This is a genomic window from Paenibacillus ehimensis NBRC 15659 (assembly GCF_004000785.1).
Taxonomy (GTDB): Bacteria; Bacillota; Bacilli; order Paenibacillales; family NBRC-103111; genus Paenibacillus_G; species Paenibacillus_G ehimensis.
Window position 1 is genome coordinate 32228 of sequence record NZ_BILX01000003.1, and the last position, 17570, is coordinate 49797.

1 protein-coding gene is annotated in these 17570 nt (G+C 57.2%); it reads right to left on the reverse strand.

The window, feature by feature from the left end; translation table 11 throughout:
* Positions 1–12: 12 nt before the first annotated feature.
* Positions 13–17550: an SDR family NAD(P)-dependent oxidoreductase gene (locus PEH01S_RS02430; protein ID WP_127483823.1), complete on the reverse strand. Its 17538-nt coding sequence runs from the start codon at positions 17548–17550 to the stop codon at positions 13–15.
* Positions 17551–17570 lie beyond the last annotated feature (20 nt).

Below are 17570 nucleotides of genomic sequence, written 5' to 3' on the forward strand. Positions count from 1 at the left end.
GGTGGCACCTCGCTATTGAATAAGTGTAGCCAACAGCTTCTCCAGCTCTTCGGGGTCGGTAAACTGTTCCAACGAGCATTCGCCGCTTCTGACTTTTTCAACAAGCTCGCGCCAGATCGCCTCCCGGTCCGGCTGTGCGGATGTATCGGCATTCGCGGCATTCAAGCCGGCGCGCCCGGTCAGTCCCATGAAGCTTCTGATTTTGCCGGCATCGCCGTGCATGACCGCAACTTGCGGTTTCCTCAGAGCAAGCGCCAGATCGAGCGCCTTCATGCCGGTTTCGCGGCCCAAAGGGGTCATGCCGGATAGCTGCTTCATTTTGTTGCGCGCCCGCTCATCCATCTGCATGCCACCTTCTTCCCAAAGCGGCCAGTTGATGGACAACGTATGGCCATGGCGCTCGCCGGCCGCCGCTAGTGCATTCCTGTATTTCGCATAGCGATCCATAAAAGCGTTGGCCGCAGCATAATCCGCCTGGCCGGTATTGCCGACAATTCCCGACAATGAAGAAAACAGCACAAAAAAATCGAGTTCAAACTCCCGGCTCGCTTCATCCAAATAAACGGTGCCCGCTACTTTCGGAGCCAGAACCTGATCGATGTCATGCAGCGTTTTTTTGATCATGAAGCTGTCGCGAATCACGCCCGCACTGTGGATAATTCCGTTCAGGCCCCCGAATTGCCGGCGAATATCGCGCATGAGATCCGATACGGCTTCCAGATCGGATACGTCGGACTGCCTGTAAACAACTTTGGCGCCCATGGACTCAAGCTGATGCAACTGCCGCTCGCGCGTTCGGTCCATTGGGGATCTGCCGGTAACGATCAAGGTCGGACCGTCCGCGCAGCGGGCGATGTGCTGCGCCGTCGCATAACCCAGCCCGCCCATGCCGCCGGTTATTAAATAAATCCCCCCATCCTTCCAAGCCGTTTTCGGGGATCCGGTATCTCCCCCCGCATCGCCCAGTTCTTTCCACGTCTCCGTATATCTTTTGCCCCGGTCATAGCGGATAGAGGTGTCTCCGGCGCTGGATTTGTTTTGCGTCAGTTTCCGAATCAGCGCTGAAGCTTCTTCACCCGGCTCCGCTTCGATGATTTGCACAATCACCCGCGGGTTTTCCAGTTCGGCGGTTTTCAGCAGCGCGGATAAGGCCGAATACAGCTCGTATTGCCCTTGAGCGGCGGTGAGCAGCTGAATCAATACGGGCTCTTCCGGTCTGGCTTTCAAGACGCGCTGAATATGCCCGAAAGCTTGAGACACGGCGGATGCAAAGCCGCGCTCTATGCTTTCGTCTCCCGGAACACGTTGGCGGTTATCGGCATTCAGCCGGAGGCACAAGGCCGTGTCCATCTCCGCCGAGATGCGTTCGTGCATGGCGCTGTCGCTCCAAGGCTCGCAAAGCATGACGATATGGCTGCTGAACAAAAGCTGCGGAACGACTTCCTCCTCCTGCTCCTGCCATTCGGGAACCAGAAGGAGCGTATCATTCTCATCGGCCGCCTGTACCGCAGAGAGATCGTGCGTCCATCTTTTGGAAGTAAACCCTTTAAGCCGTACGCATACACGCCCTTCGTCATCGCACACATCAAAATCAAGCTTCTGCACGCGGTCCTGCGGGCCGCAGTTCTCGCTGTAGCGGATATACGCCCACATCTGCGAAGCGCACGGGTGAAGCACATCCGCTTGCTCCAGCGCGTACGGCACCATCGGTTGATCCATGTGCAACGAACGGGACTGGGCGCCGATCGCAAGGCCGATGGAAGACTGCAGAGCGGCGTCCAGCAAACTGGGATGCAGCACGTAAGAAGCCGGCGAATCCGCCGCAGCGGAAGGCAGGGACAGTCTGGCGAGCACCCGATCCTGGCCTGTATATAAAACTTCGATGCCTTGCAGGGCTGCTCCGTATTCAAGTCCAATTTTGGCAAAAGCTGCATAGCACTCTTCCGAATGCAGCTCGCGCGTACAAGACGCCCGGATGGCAGAGAGATCGATCCGGAGCGGGCCGCAAGCTTCCTCCTGAAGAACCGCCCTTCCTTGCCCATGGATTACCTCGGTTTCCATGCTCCCATCATGCGCAGTATCCCCGGTATAGATCTCGTACCGGATTACGTTCCTGTCGTCCTCGTACAGTCTGATGTGAACGGTCGTTTCCCCGCTCGTCGCACGGATCGGGCTTGCCCACACGATATTGCGAAGCGATATGACGTTCTGTCCGCCGGGCTGCTCAACCGCCGCCTGCTTTACGGCTGCGCGGGCCATCTCCAAATAGGCAACCCCTGGCAGCACTTTGCGACCTTTGACGATATGGTCCGCCAGGAAAAACTCCTGCCCCGTAAACGTCGAGGTGAATCGTTGTTCTGCCAAATTCGCCGTATTCCGGTGCAGAAGCGGATGTAGAGGGCCGTATAAAGGCTCCGCTTCCGTTGCAGGCACGGACTGCTTAACGTCAGCCGGCGTCAGCCAATAGGTTTCGCCGGCGAAAGGGTAGGCAGGCAAACGGATTCTGCGAGGCTTAATGTCCCCGTACATCTTGTTCCAGTCGACCGGCACGCCTTTTACCCACATCTGTAACAGATCGGCGTACATTTTGCGCTCAAGCGCGCTCAAGACCGTTTCGCGCATCTTTTCTTCGGAAGCAAAGAGAGATAGCGCGTCGGACAGACGCTTGACCTGTCCTGCGTAGATGTCGTCAGGAAAATTTTGCGCTCCATTCGCAACGATGGCTTCCAGCTTTCGGACCAGCTCCTCCACCGAGCCGGCGGTAAACGCCAGCCGGTCTTCCATGACTTCGCGGCCGACCTGCAAAGTGTAGGCCAAATCGGCCAACTGCGTATCTTTTATTTCCTTGCGGCGGATGAAGGCAAGGAGCTGCTCAGCCCGCGCCAGAAGCCGGTCTCCATTCCGCGCAGACAACACAATGACGGCAGGATGCCCGGGACCGATTGGCTGGGCACCGCTGCCTGCTTCATGCTGAGCCGTGTACTCTTCGACAATGACGTGAGCGTTCGCACCGCCGGCGCCGAACGAAGAGATGCCGGCGATTCTGGGAACCTCCTGCCGGAAGCCGTCGATTTCGATCACCGGCTTCTTCCATTCCGCAGCGTTCTGCTGGACAACAAATGGCGTTTGGTCAAAGCGGATTTCGCTATTCAGCTCCTGCGCGTGCAGGCTTGGTGCGATCGTTCCATGCTTCATTTGGAGAATGACTTTGGTCAGACCGGCGATGCCTGCGGCCGACTCCAGATGACCGATATTGCTTTTTACCGAGCCGATTGCGCAATACCCGGTCTCGCTCGTCTCCTTGCGAAACGCCTGCGTCAGCCCGGCGATTTCGATCGGATCGCCGAGACTCGTTCCCGTGCCATGAGCTTCAATATAGCTGACGGAACGGGCGTGAACACCCGCCTTGTCCATCGTTTCGCGGATGAGCTCCGCTTGCGCCGCCGGATTGGGCACCGTGTATCCGTTCGTTTTGCCGCCGTGATTAATGCCTGTTCCGCGAATAACGGCATGAATCGGATCCCGATCTTGAACCGCTTTCGACAAAAGCTTCAAAATAAAAACGCCGACGCCTTCCCCCGGCACAAAGCCGTCCGCGTCTTGGGCGAAGCTTTTGCATTTACCGTCCGATGCCAGCATGCGCTTAGCGCATAAGCCAACATAGTTGGAAGGATGCAGATACAGATTCACCCCGCCCGCAATTGCGGCTTCGCATGCCCCGCTGCGCAAGCTTTCGCAAGCTTCATGAATAGCCGTCAGCGATGAAGAACACATCGTGTCCACAGGCATGCTCGGGCCGTGAAGATTCAGCAAATAGGACACCCGGTTCGCCACGGAGCCGAAAGATGTCGTCGGAAACAGCTCGCTCCCTTGCTGCCATAATCCCGGGCCGTACAGGCTGAAGCCTGTTTTGGTAATGCCGGCGAACACCCCTGCTTTGCCTTTATGCTGCCGGGTGAACAGTTCGGCGGAATAGCCGGCGTCTTCGAGGGCTTCCCATACGGACTGAAGGAAAAGCCGCTCTTGCGGATCTGTGTCGATAGCTTCCCGCGGTGACATATTGAAGAACAGCGGGTCAAAGCTGGCGAAACCGTCGACGAATCCGCCCCATTTGCTGTAGCTCTTCCCTTGAGAAACCGCTGTTTTTCGATCCGGCACATAGAAGTCTGCCAATGGCCACCGCTCTTCCGGAATTTCGGTGATGCAGTCTTTGCCTTGCACTAAATTGTTCCAAAATTGCTCCAAATTGCTCGCTTGCGGATAACGCCCGCTCATCCCGATTACTGCGATCGGTTGCGGCGCACAAGCCGGGCCGGCATCTGGCAAGGGTTGCGGCGATGTTCGCGGAAGCGGCTGCCGCCATGTCCGCTGCGCCGGATCGTTTCGCTGCCAGCTCGAAGCGGGCTGCTTCCGTTCCGCTTGCTTCGCGGCCGCAGGTTCCGTCTCGCCATGACCCAGGAGAGCAACAAGCTCCTCTTTGCGCCGGTCCATGAAATAACCGATCAATGCCGCGAGAGTCCGATATTCGAAAAACAAAGTGCTGCTGATATCGCTGAAATGCTTGCGCAGCCTGTTCGTCAGTTGAACGATCAGAATAGAGTCGATGCCGTAGGCTTCCAGCGGCTCGTTCTCGTCAATTTGCTCGTACGGGATTTTAACGACTTCTCCGACCAATTGTCTGAAATAAAGGGTGCTTCTCTTGCGAAGGCTTTTCTTCTCCGCTTCCGGACCATTCTGGCCGGAAAACCCGCGATGATTCCCGGCGGCCGGGGCGTCTTCAATATCGGCCGCGTCCGGCATGCCGGACACGGTCGCTGCAACGGGCAGGCGGACCATCCCGTCGCTCTTCGCAGCAATGATCTGCTGCCCCAGGCTTGCGGCCGATGCGGCCGGGTATAGCAAGGACCCGAATCCGGCATGCTCCAGCACGGTCCGCCAGCGTTCCACATCAAGCACCGGGGAACCCGGAATGCGCACCCGCTCATCTTCGTAGCGCCACCAGCCTTCCAGCAGGCCGAAAGTAAGATGGCTGAACAGGGAGCTGCGCGTCAGTTCGTTTAATAGCAGCAGCCCGTTCCCTTTCAGCAGCGCTTTGACATGGCGCAAAGCCCGGCGGATGCTGCGGGTCGCGTGCAGCACATTCGCAGCGATCACCAGATCGTAGCCGCCTATGTCCAGCGACTGTTCGGCCGGCGACTTCTCTACATCGAAAACCCGGCATTTCAAGTAATGATTTTCCGCACCGTAATTTTGTTCGCCGTGCAGCAAAAAACTTCTCGACAGATCGGTATAGGCATATTCCGCGATATGCCCGGCGTAAGGCTTCAGCTTGTCCAGAACAATGGCGCTGGTTCCCCCCGTTCCGGCGCCCGCCTCAAGAATGCGAATTTGGGCGTGCGGATTCCGCTGCAGCCGTTCTTCCACATAAGCGGCAGCGGTGTCGGCGAGTATGCCGTTAAAGTAATCCGCCACGGCGTTATGCTTGTACACGTCCTCTACGAGCTGCATGGAGGAGTTCGGGAACATGATGTCCGTCGCCGGAATTTTCCCTGTCAGGATGTCGGGCAAATGACGAAGCATAGCATCCGCCAATTGCACTTGCGCTTTCAGATTACGCTCCTGCATCCATGCCCGTTTCCGCTCCTCCCACTCGCTCCAGACGGCGTCCAGCGATGGAGAAGGGCGATCGGTCCAACGATGCCGCGCCAGTACGGATTTGCTTTCGTCCAGCCAGCGGGCGTATTTCCCCAGCAGCTTTGCACGGTCTTTCAATAGTCCGCTGGCTTGAAGCTGTCCGCCCATGATGGCAAGAAGCATGCCGTCCAGCTCCTGGGCGAAGCGGCTGCCTTCCAGCTTCAACTGCTGTACGCAGGACGATGGTGGAGACATCCGCCGCCGCAGGTTCCCGGCAGGCACTTCCTCAACGCGGGGAACCTCGCACAGCACGTCGTCCATGTAAACTCCCGCCACTGCATTCGGCATCGTTGTGCGGATGAAAGCCATCCGGTTTAGGGAGCTGCCAAGCAAAATTTCCAGAGCCTGCATCGCTTCGTCCGGCTCAATGAACCCGATTCCTGACCGGATTAGCCGTTGTTTGAATGCGGCAGGCACCATTCCGGCAATTCCGATATCGCCCCAATACCCCCAGTTGATCACCTTGACGGGGAACGGCAGTTCCCGGCCCGTTTCGTGGGCGAAAGCGTCCACAAACGTACAACCTGCCGCATAACCGCTCTGTCCATGCGGCTTGCTGAACGAACTCATCGATGAGAAGTACATCATAAAATCGAGCGGTTCGTTGGCGAAAACTTGCGCCATGCGGACACTGGCGTCGATTTTGGCGGATAACCCGGCCCTAAAGCGTTCTTCCGTCATATGGGTCAGGCTCTCGTCCATCACCCCGACCGCCGAGTGGATCACGCCGTTGATCGCCGGATAAGTCCGTTTGATCACGTCATACGCTTGCTGCAAACTTTTGTAGTCGGAAGCATCGGCCGACAAGTACAGCGGAGAAAGGCCGATCATCGCCATTCTATCCAGCTTCGCCTGGATGCGCTCATCCAAAGCTCGTCTGCCGATCCATATGAGTCTGGCGTTATAGGTGCGGAGCATGTATTCGCTCCATACTTCGCCGATGCCCCCGGCGCCGCCGACGACAACATATACCCCCCCTTCTTTGTAGCATTTCGCCGGTAGCTCCGCTTGCTGAACGGCAATCAGTTTTTGCCGATACCATTCCCGCCCCCGATATGCCCATGTGTTTCCGTCAGGATCGGCAGGCAGCGCAAACAGTTCATGAACGGGTAAATCCGCTTCGCCCTCCACATCCGCATGACGGATGCTCCAGTTCGGCAATTCTTTGGCCAGCGCGCCGACCAGCCCTTGAATTCCTGCATGTACGGGCTGAATCGGGTCGGAACGATGTATAGACTGCGTCCGGTTCGTGATGACGGTCATACCCAGTTCCCTTGTGTCATAGCCAAGACGAGTCAACGATTTTATTAATCTGAACAGTTGGTTGAGTCCGTACTGCTGCTGCTCCAGCGTTTGTTCGTCAATAAGAGCGCAATCCCATGCCGAAGGCGCCGACCAAATCAGATGATCGATCGGGCCGTATCGATCCAGCAAAGTTGTAAGCTTCTCCGTATCGATCAGACCGTCGGTCCGAATCGTTTGAACGTCCGGATAGAGCTTCCGGATGGCGAGAAGCTGCTCCTCCGTGCCCCCGACGAAAACCGTCTTGTCGTGCGGAGCCGGAGCCAAGGCGCTTCGCTCGAAAGGGACCGCATCCCACACCGGGTATTGCAGCAGTGCCCCTGTATCCTGCGGAGAAAAAAGCCCGGCGACCGCTTTGGTCTGCGAATCCTTCCCCCCCGTCTGCCGGTTTACGGTACGGGCGCTTCTCCCGTCGCCATGGCTTCCCTCGTCTGTCCGCAGGACGGCCAGTCCTTTCATTTGCAAGCAAAGCTGGCCCTGCTCGTCGCACAGATCGATGTCCAGCTTCTCTACGGAACTTCCGGACATCGTCACCTTTGACGGCCGCACCCATGCCCACATTCGCGGCGTGCATGAACCGTAGATTTCCATCTCGTCAAGCGCAAAAGGAACGACCGCTCCGCGCCCGAATGCCTGCAGCCCGATGCAGGACTGCACGGCGGAGTCCAATAAGCTCGGATGAAGCACATACTCATTCGCAGTCGAAGAGACGGCTGTCGGCAGAGCGATCTGCGCGAGCGCCTGATTGTTCCCGACATGCAGATATTCAATTCCCCGGTAGCCTTGCCCGTAATTCAACCCGGCTTCTTCCAATGTCCGATAGCACTGTTCCGCCCCCAGCGTGGTGTGACTGCACTCCGCTAATAAGGCCGTAATATCGATAGCGCCTCCTTCGCGCTGCTCTTGCAAAACAGCGTTCCCCTGGTTATATAAACCAGCGTGTTCGCCCTCCGGCCCTTCCAAGCCGTAGATTTCATAACGCAGCTCTCCGCTCTCTTCCGGATACAGTCCGAGATGAACCTGCACGTTCTCCTTCCCCCGCTCCTCATGAACGGCAAGCGGGCTTGCCCAAACGACGTCTCGCAGCTTCACGGTTACATGCTTCCGCATGCCCGATTCAGCGGCCTGCTCCACGGCGGCTCGCGCCATTTCAAGATAGGCGACCCCCGGGAGCGTTTTGCGGCCCCGAATCACATGATCGGCCAGAAAAAATTCGCCGCCGCCAAATGTGGACGTAAACCGCTGTCCGGACAGTGTGGACGTATTGCGATGCAGCAGCGGATGCAGAATAGCGGTCTGCGGCGGCAACGGCCCGGCAGCGGCCGACCGTCCTGCATGCGGCGCCCAGTAGCGCTCCTTGGCAAACGGATACGTCGGCAGACTCATCCGCTGCGGCTTGCGGCCTTCGTACAATCCGGACCAATCGACATGCAGGCCTTTGACCCAAAGATCGAGCAGTTTGGCGAACTTCTTCTTCCGCATCCACCGCTGCACCGCTTCCTGCACGTCTTCATCTTGCGCGAGAGCGGACAGCGCTTCTTTATTGCGTTTCACTTGGCCTCTGTAGACGCCTTCCATGTCCTGCTTCCGTTCGATGTATCCCCTAAGCTTATCTTTAAGTTCGTGAATAGAGGCGACAGTCAGACCGAGTCTCTCTTCCATCTCCAGTCTGCCCACTTGAAGCGTATAGGCGATGCTTCCCAATTGGTCATCCGGATACTGCCGTTGTTGCAGATCGTCCAAAAGCTGTCTTGCTTGCTCCAGCAGCCGCTGCTCGGTTTTCGCCGACAGCACGATGAGAGCGGGGCTGTCCGGGGATGCTCTCCATTCGGCATCCCGGGCGGAGCCGGGAATATATTCCTCTATCAACACGTGAGCGTTCACGCCGCCGAATCCGAAGGAGCTTATCCCGGCCCGTCTCGGCAGCTCCCTGCCCCCGGAATCCCGCAAAGCGGGCCATTCCTTATTTTCGTTCACAATATAGAAAGGGCTGCCCTCTAATTGAATGTACGGGTTTAACTTGTCAAAATGCACCGTCTTGACCAGCGTTTTATGCTGCAATTGCAGCAAAACCTTAATTACGCCGGCGATGCCCGCCGCAAGCTCCAGATGGCCGATATTCGTCTTAATGGAGCCAAGCCCGCATACAGCTCCAGGCCGAGCGTCCGGCAGCTGCCTCAGTTCCGCAAAGGCGGTCTTCAGCCCGTTAATTTCAATCGGATCGCCAAGCGGCGTGCCCGTGCCGTGCGCCTCTATATAGGTGACGGTTGCGGGATCTATCTGCGCCTTCGCATACACGGATTTAATCAAATCGGCCTGCGCTCTCGGATTGGGGGCTGTCAGCGAGGCTGCTCTTCCGCCGTGGTTCTCGCCCGTACCTCGCACAAGGCCGTAAATATGATCGCCGTCCCGCTCTGCATCCCGCAGTTTTTTCAGGAAAATCATCCCGACGCCTTCGCCGCGGACATATCCGTCGACCCGATCCGAAAACGTCTTGCAGCGGCCGTCCTCGCTCAGCATGCCGGCTTTGTTGAAACTAATATGATAGCTCGGATCGAGGATGGTGTTCACCCCGCCGACGACCGCGGTGTCGCAGTCGCCGCCGCGAATCGCTTGGACAGCTCTGTGCAGCGCTACCAGCGAGCTGGAGCAAGCCGTCTCGACCGGTTCGCTCGGTCCGTTCACATTGAGAAAATAGCTCATCCGATTCGGACCGACCGAGGAAACGTGACCCGTGGACGAGTATCCTTCGATGACGTTGTTCGCGCCCGAGAACAGGCCGTTGTAACCGCTGCTTGCCGTTCCGACGAACAGGCCCATTCTGCTGCCGGATAAGCTTTGCGGGGAATACCCGGCATCTTCGATCGCCTTCCAGACATACATCATCAGCAAACGCTGCTGGGGGTCCATCAGGTCGGCTTCGCGCGGCGATATGCCGAAGAACATCGGATCAAAGTCGGCCACCCCGTCCATAAATCCGCCCCATTTAATGTTGGTTTTGTTCGCCTCCTGCTCCGGGTCTCCGAAATACGCCCGCCAATTCCATCGGTCCGACGGAATTTCCGAAATGCAATCTTTCCCTTCCTTCAGATTCGTCCACAGCTCGTTGACATTGTCCGCCATCGGAAATTTGCCGCTCATTCCGATAACGGCAATTGGCTCGGCCGCTGCTTGCTCTTGTGCGCGTGCCGCATCGTTGTGGGCAGCGCGAAAACGGGGTCTGCCGGCCGTAACGTCCCGCCGCCCGATGGATCGGGAATCGGAATCGGCACCGGATTTCCCTGTTGTTTCCTCCGCCCCGTCATGCACTAGCGCATGTTGCTTGGCCGCGGAAAAGGTAAATACGCGACTTAGCTCCTGTTCATGCGAAGCCGCCAAATAGTCCGCAAGCGCCCGGATCGTGGAATGCTCGAAGAAGACGGTAGGCGTGAGCTCAAGCTTATACTGCTCATTCAGTCTGTTCGCAAATTCGGTAAACGAGATGGAATCGAAGCCGTATTCGCCGAACTCGACATCCGGATACAGATCGCTTCTGTTCACCTTCAGCATCCGGGATACGGTCTGTATTAGCGCTTCCTGCACCTTGACGGACAGCGGACGGACAAGAGTTCCGGCAGCGTTAATTCGCTGGCTATGATTGCCGTCGTTTGCGTCTGCCCTCTCTCGCATCGCAACCGGCATAGCCGGCCCGCCGGGCATCAATTTGGACTTCAGGCGCTCCATTTGCCCGTGGAATACGGCCGCCTGGCTGCTTCCGCTGGTGATGGCCTGACGGAATAAACGCATCCCCTCGCCTGTCTCCATCGGCACCATGCCTAGCTGCCTTCGCATCATCTTCTCCGCCGGCCCGCTCACCTTCATGCCGCCGTCCTTCCAGAGCGGCCAATTTAGCGCCACCGTATAGCCGCTGCGCTCGCGGGCGGCCACCTGTTCATTGCGATGCCGCGCGAACTCGTCCATAAAAGCATTTGCCGCCGCATAATCGCCCTGACCCGGATTTCCCAACACGCCTGCCAACGAGGAGAACAACATGAAAAAATCAAGCTTCATCGCTGCGCTTGCTTCATCCAGCAGTACGGTTCCGTCTACTTTAGGAGCAAAAACTTCCTGCATTTCTTCCGCCGACTTTTGCAGAAGCATCCGGTCGTTGGTTAGTCCTGCGCTATGAATGATTCCGTTCAGACCGCCGAAGTCGGACTGAATTTCCTGCATCAGCAAGCTAACGGCTTGCCGATCGGACAAGTCCGCCGCGCGGTAATGAATCCGGTTTCCGCCGATCTCCAGCGACCTCAGTTTTGCCTGCTGCTCCGCATCCAATGGCGAGCGTCCGTTTAATATAATGGTGGCGCCCTTCACTTGGTGCGCTATTTCCCGGGCGAAAATAAATCCAAGTCCCCCGAGCCCACCGCTAATGAAATAGTTCCCTTTATCTTTCCACGGGACGGCTGGCGGCGCTGCGGAAGCCTCCGTCTCCTTCCATGCGCGCACATACCGCTTCCCGTTCTCATAGCGGATCAGACGATCCAGCACACCGTTCCTGTTCTCCGTCAGCTTGGCGATCAGCGCGGAAGCTTCTTCATCGACGCCCGTTTCAATGACTTGCCCGTGCAGCCATGGGTGTTCTTGGCTCGCTGTCTGCAACAGCCCCGACAGTCCCGTCAAGAGGCGGTCCTGCCCGTGATTCGGGACGACGACCTGGATCAGCATTCGCTCTTTCGAGCCGCTGCGGATGGCCTGTTGAATGACTTCCAGCATCTGAACCGAAGCGCCAAGATATCGCCGGGCGATAAGATTCGGTCCTGACCCGGACGTAGCACCATCAAGCGAATCCGCCCGCATCGCCGTACAATCGACATCGCGGATGCCCGCGCGAATCCGGTCGGCCCAATGTGCGAAAGGATCGGAGAGCATCACGAAATGCCGGTCGTAGCATTGTTCTACAGCTTCCTTATCCGCCTCTTTCTCGCGCCACTCCGGCACCAGCACGACCGTCTGCCCGGCCTCTCCGCCGTCCTGAAGAGCGCTCCGCTCCAACGTCCGCGGCGTAAAGCCCGTCATGCGCACACAAACGTTCCCGTCTTCGTCACACAAGTCGATATCAAGTTTATCCACTTTATCGGCAGCCGAGCGTCCCTCGCTGTACCGGGCGATTGCCCACATCCCCGCCGTGCAGGGACGGTACGCTTGCAGATGGTGCAGGGCAAACGGCAGTACAGGCTTGCGGGCCTCCGCTTGATGAACGGCCGTACCGACCAAATATCCGATCGCCGCTTGCAGGGCGGAATCCATCATGCTCGGATGGAGGACATCCTTCCCTTCCGCTATGGAGATGCAGGGAGGCAGCGACAGCTTCGCCAGCACGATCTCTCTTCCCAAAAATACGGTCTCGATCCCGCGCAGACGGTCGCCGATGGCAATCCCCGCCTCCCTCGTGACGTCGTAGAAAGCTTCCGCCGTCACTTGGCTCGGGCTGCACTCGGCCCGCAGCGCAGGAATGTCCACCTGCGGCACTTCTTTCCGCTCGCTTATGATCGCAACCCCTTGGCTGTAGATCAGACGCTCCCCTGCGTCATCCGTTTCCCGGTATATCTCAAAGGCTAAATCGCCGTTTTCTGCCGGATATACGCCGATATGAACTGGCACATCGGCTTCGCTTACGGCGAGCGGAGTTGTCCACACGATATTTTTCAGTTGGATCATGTGAGCCTCGTCCACGCCGCCCGCCGCGTGTTCCACAGCTGCCCGCGCCCACTCCAAATGCGCTACGCCCGGCAGCACTTTTTGCCCTTGTACAATATGATCGGCCAGAAAAAACTCTTCTCCGGTAAAAAACGAGCTGTAACGCTGCTCGGATAAATCCGACATATTGACATGCAGCAGCGGGTGAAGGCGGTCGGTCCGGTCCGCTTCCCTTTCGGCCCGCACATCATTGCCGCTGTCCCCGCTTGGGGGAACCCAGTAGCTCTCCCTTGCGAACGGATAGGTCGGCAGCGAAATTCGCCGATACGCTCCAGCGGGGAACAATTCTTCAAACCGCATTTCATAGCCTTGTATGAATAATTCCGCCACAGCGGACAAGTTCTCCAGGTAATCGATTGCGCTGTCCGCTTGACTGCATTTTCGGATGCATTCATCGGCATAACGCTTCAGCGCCGCCTGTTCCCGCAGCTCGTTGCGGTTCACGGCAGACGTATACAGCTGCGGCGCCTTCCCTTTCTCCAGCCAGCTGTTCAAATGCGCCGCCAGCTCTTCCCGGCTGCGTACGATACAGGCCAAGCGATGGCCTAAATGCTGCCGGCCCGTTAATAGCGTATAGCTCATATCTCCGCAATCCGCGGACTGACGGGTGCAATGCTCAGCAAGCAAAACCGCCTGCTGGCGCAGCTGGTGTTCCGTCCGCGCAGACAATGCGATCAGGTAGCCCGGTTGTGGATCGCGTTTGCGCCTGTCCGGCTGAGGCGCTTCTTCAATGACCATATGCACATTGGTCCCGCTAAAGCCGAAAGAGCTGATCGCAGCGAGGCGAGGCTTCCCTTCTTCCGCTTCCCAGTCTTTTGTTGTCGTGTTCACGTAAAACGGACTTCCTTCAAACGCAATGTTGGGATTTCCGTTCTGCATGTGCAGCGATGCCGGAATGCGCTTGTTTTTCAACGAAAGCAAGATTTTGATCAAACCGGCAATGCCGGCCGCCGTGGCCAAATGCCCGAGATTCGTTTTGATGGAGCCGATCGCGCAGTAGGCCGTTTTATTGGTGTAACGTGCGAAGGCGCTGGTCAAAGCCTGAAATTCAATCGGATCGCCCAGCTTGGTGCCTGTGCCGTGCGCTTCCACCAGTTGAATGTCCGCCGGATCGATCCGGAAAGTGTCGTACACTTCCTGTTCCAGGCGAGTTTGCGACTTGGCGCTCGGCGCGGTAATGCCGTTCGTCGCGCCGTCCTGATTCATGCCTGTGCCGCGGATCACCCCATAGATCTGATCCCCGTCGGCCAAAGCGTCCTTCAGGCGTTTCAATACGATCGCCCCCGCCCCTTCGCCGGGAACGAACCCGTCCGCGCGGTCATCGAACGTATGACAGCGGCCACGGAGCGACAGCATGCCCGCCCGGTTCGAGTCGATGTAAAACTGGGGCGTAGATTGAATAAACACGCCGCCCGCCAGTGCCATGTCGATCTCGTTGGACCACAGCGCCTGACAAGCCAGATGAACGGCAGCCAACGAGCTGGAGCAGGCGGTATCCACTGCAATGGCCGGACCGTGCAGGTCCAAATAATAAGCAATCCGCGCCGGGATGATCGACCCCGCCTTGCCCCAGAACGATTGCGGCGGCGGATTGTCGCCTGGAATGTGCCGATAGTCCGTTCCCGTGCATCCTACGTAAATGCCGCAGCGCCGTCCCTGCATGCCGGCTCCCGCATACCCGGCATCTTCGAGCGCTTTCCACGATTCCTCAAGAAAAATTCTTTGCTGCGGGTCCATATAGCTCGCTTCCTGGCCCGAAATATTGAAAAAGAGCGGATCGAATGCGCTGATATCCTCCAAAAAGCTGCCGTAATTGCAGTAGCCGGAACCGTCAGAATAATATTTGGAAAGATCCCACCGCGACACTTCCTGAATCAAATCCGCGCCTTTTTCCAGGTGTTCCCATAGTTCATCGACATGGTCCGAGCGCGCGAAGCGGCCGCTCATCCCGACGATGGCTACCGGCTCCTTCGTGTTCATTTGTGCCGGCCGGCTGCTGCCGAATGTGGCTGATCCCGCCGATACTGATGGCGCTGATGAGACCGATGCCATTGATATCACTGATGCCGATGCGGACGGGAAGCGGAATGGCTCCGGAATCGTCACTGCGATTTTCCCTATATGCTCTCTGCGTTCCATGAAGCGATAAGCATCGTGCAGTTGGTCAAACGGAAACACCTTCCCGACGTGCGGTCGTATAACGCCTTCTTCAATGAGCCGGAGCATTTCATTCCGGTACGACAGAAGCAGTTCCGGATTTTCAAACCCCAGCTTTCTTAAATCGATACTGTAAAACGACTGGTTATGGTTCAGTCCCGATAAATCGACCGTTTTGGCGTTTTTCAATGCCGTCATCGCAATTTCGATATATCTGCCTCCGCGAGACAGACAGTTCAATCCTTTTTGCAGCGCTTCTCCGGCCAGCGTATTCAGAATGACGTCAACGCCCTCTCCTTTCGTCAGCCGCTTGATTTCCTGTTCAAAATCACTCTCCACGTAGTTGATGGCATAGTCTACCCCCATCTGCCGCAAATGCTCGAGCTTGGCCTGCTTGCCCGCCGTTGCATAGATCACCGCACCGTAATGCTTGGCCAACTGCACCGCAATGAGACCGACACCGCCTGCAGCGGTTTGAATCAGCACGCGCTCGCCTTTGTTTATTCCTGCCCTGCGGAACGCAGCGATGGCGGTCATCGCCACCACCGGCAAAGAACAAGCTTCCTCGAAAGACAGTCCGCGCGGCTTCGGAAACACTCGAGACTCATGACAGGTTATGGCAGACGCATGTCCGCCCATAGACTCTCCGGCGTAAAAGATGACTTCATCGCCGCAGCGGACGGAGGTCACGGCCGTTCCCGTCTCAACGACGATTCCCCCGGCCTCGAATCCCGGTGTAAACGGATAAGGCGGCATCGTTGGGTAGAGTCCCTTGACGCACAATAAATCGCCAAAATTTAAAGAAAAAGCGCGAACGGCGATGCGCACCTCGTCTTCACGAAGCGCTGGCGCTTCGGCTTGACGGATCTGCACATCGCAATCTGCTGACGGCCCCTCGATGACCGCTCTGTGAAACATGCCGACTTCATGCCGTCCCAGTGTCGAAGCTGCCGCGCTCCCGGGAGCATCGCGCCGCTCTGGCGCGGCCTTCCGCTCCCTTTCGAAAGGTACAGCGGTTACGGAATGCCTCTCCCCGGAGGACGCTGCTTCGAGCGCTGCGCCAGGCCCCGCCACCGCCGGCTCCGTGCGGAAGACCTCCGCTTTAACGCTGTGCAGCAGCGTCTTAATCGTAGAATGATGCTCCCGTATAATGTGCTGCACCAGTTGATCCACATTGTTATAATCGAATACAACTGTCGTTTGCAGCGTCAATCCGCATTTCTTATTGATAAGATTCACTAAGTGAACGGCGATAATCGAATCGATTCCGTATTCGGAAAAGCTGCGGTCATTTTGGATGCGGCCTTCGTCGATTTTCAGATCGCCGGCGATGCTCTCGCGGATGGCCGATCTTACGTATTCCTCGGCCATTTGGTCGGTCACCGCTATTGGAGCCGGCGCCATGCCGCTTGTCTGCTCCTCATAAACTGCCGCCGTTCGATCGAAGGCCGCTTCAGCCTCCATATGGGCAGCTGAAGAAAGCGACTTGTTCACGTCCGCATATTTCCGCTGCGGCGCTATAGGAGACGAAGCTTCCGCCGCCTTATTGCCGGAAGTAACGGACTGAATGACGACCCCGTCGCTTTTGGCGGCAATAATCTGTTGTTTGTAATGGGCAGCCTCGATCGCCGGATAAGCGATGGAATGAAACCCTTCCCGCTGCAGCGCTTTCCTCCACGATTCCGCAGACAGCGCCGGGGAGCCGGGTACGCGCAGCCTCTTGTCTTCATACTGCCACCAGCCTTCCAGCAAGCCGAAAGTCAAATGGTTGATGACCGTTTTGTCTGTAATCTCGTTCAACAGCAGCAGCCCGTTCTTCTTCATGACCGTTTTGACGATGCGCAGCGTATGTCTGATATCCCGGGTCGTATGCAGCACATTGCTGGCGATGACCAAATCGTATGCGCCTGCTTCAAGTCCCTGTTCTGTGAAGGGAAAGCTCAAATCCGCGATTTTGTACACTAGATAAGGGACCCGGGAACCGTATGTCTGTTCCGCGTGCATGAGAAACGCCTTGGAAATGTCGGTATAGCAATACTCCCGGACGGACTGCTGCAGAGGCTCCAAATATTGAAATACGACTTCGCTGGTGCCGCCCGTGCCGGCCCCGATTTCCAGAATCCGGATTTCTCTTGCGCTCTGCGTCTGTTGTTGCACGTAATTCGCCGCTTCTTTCGCCAGCGTCTCGTTAAAATAATCCGCGATCGCGTTATGCTTATAGACGCCTTCGACCAGTTCCATGGAAGATTCGGGGAACATCGTTTCCGTCGCCAGCCTGCTTCCGCCAAGAATATCCGGCAAATGGCGCACCATTTTGTCCGCCAGCCGCACATGCGCTTTAAGATCACGATGGGCCAGCCATTCCGGCAGCTGGCTATCCCATTCTTTCCACGCCTCTTGGATGAAGGAAGAAGCTGTCTCCGCATCGGCATTTACATCGTTCACAGGCAGCAAATATCGATGGTCGCGCAGTATGTTCAAACTTTCCTGCAACCATTTGGAATAAAACGCTTTTGTTCCGCCGTTCAGCGCAAAATGCGGTGCGAAGCATCCTAGCCCATGCAACTGGGCCCACATCAATTTCACGAGCAGCCGGTTTACACTGTCCAACTGCTCCAGCTGCTCATGAACCGAATCCGGGTGCCGGGTGTTTTCCATGCCAAGTCACTCCTTTTGCC

What these genes read in the sequence shown, in the direction of transcription:
- PEH01S_RS02430 (WP_127483823.1), bottom strand. Translation starts at nt 17,550, where the DNA reads ATGGAAAACACCCGGCACCCGGATTCGGTTCATGAGCAGCTGGAGCAG.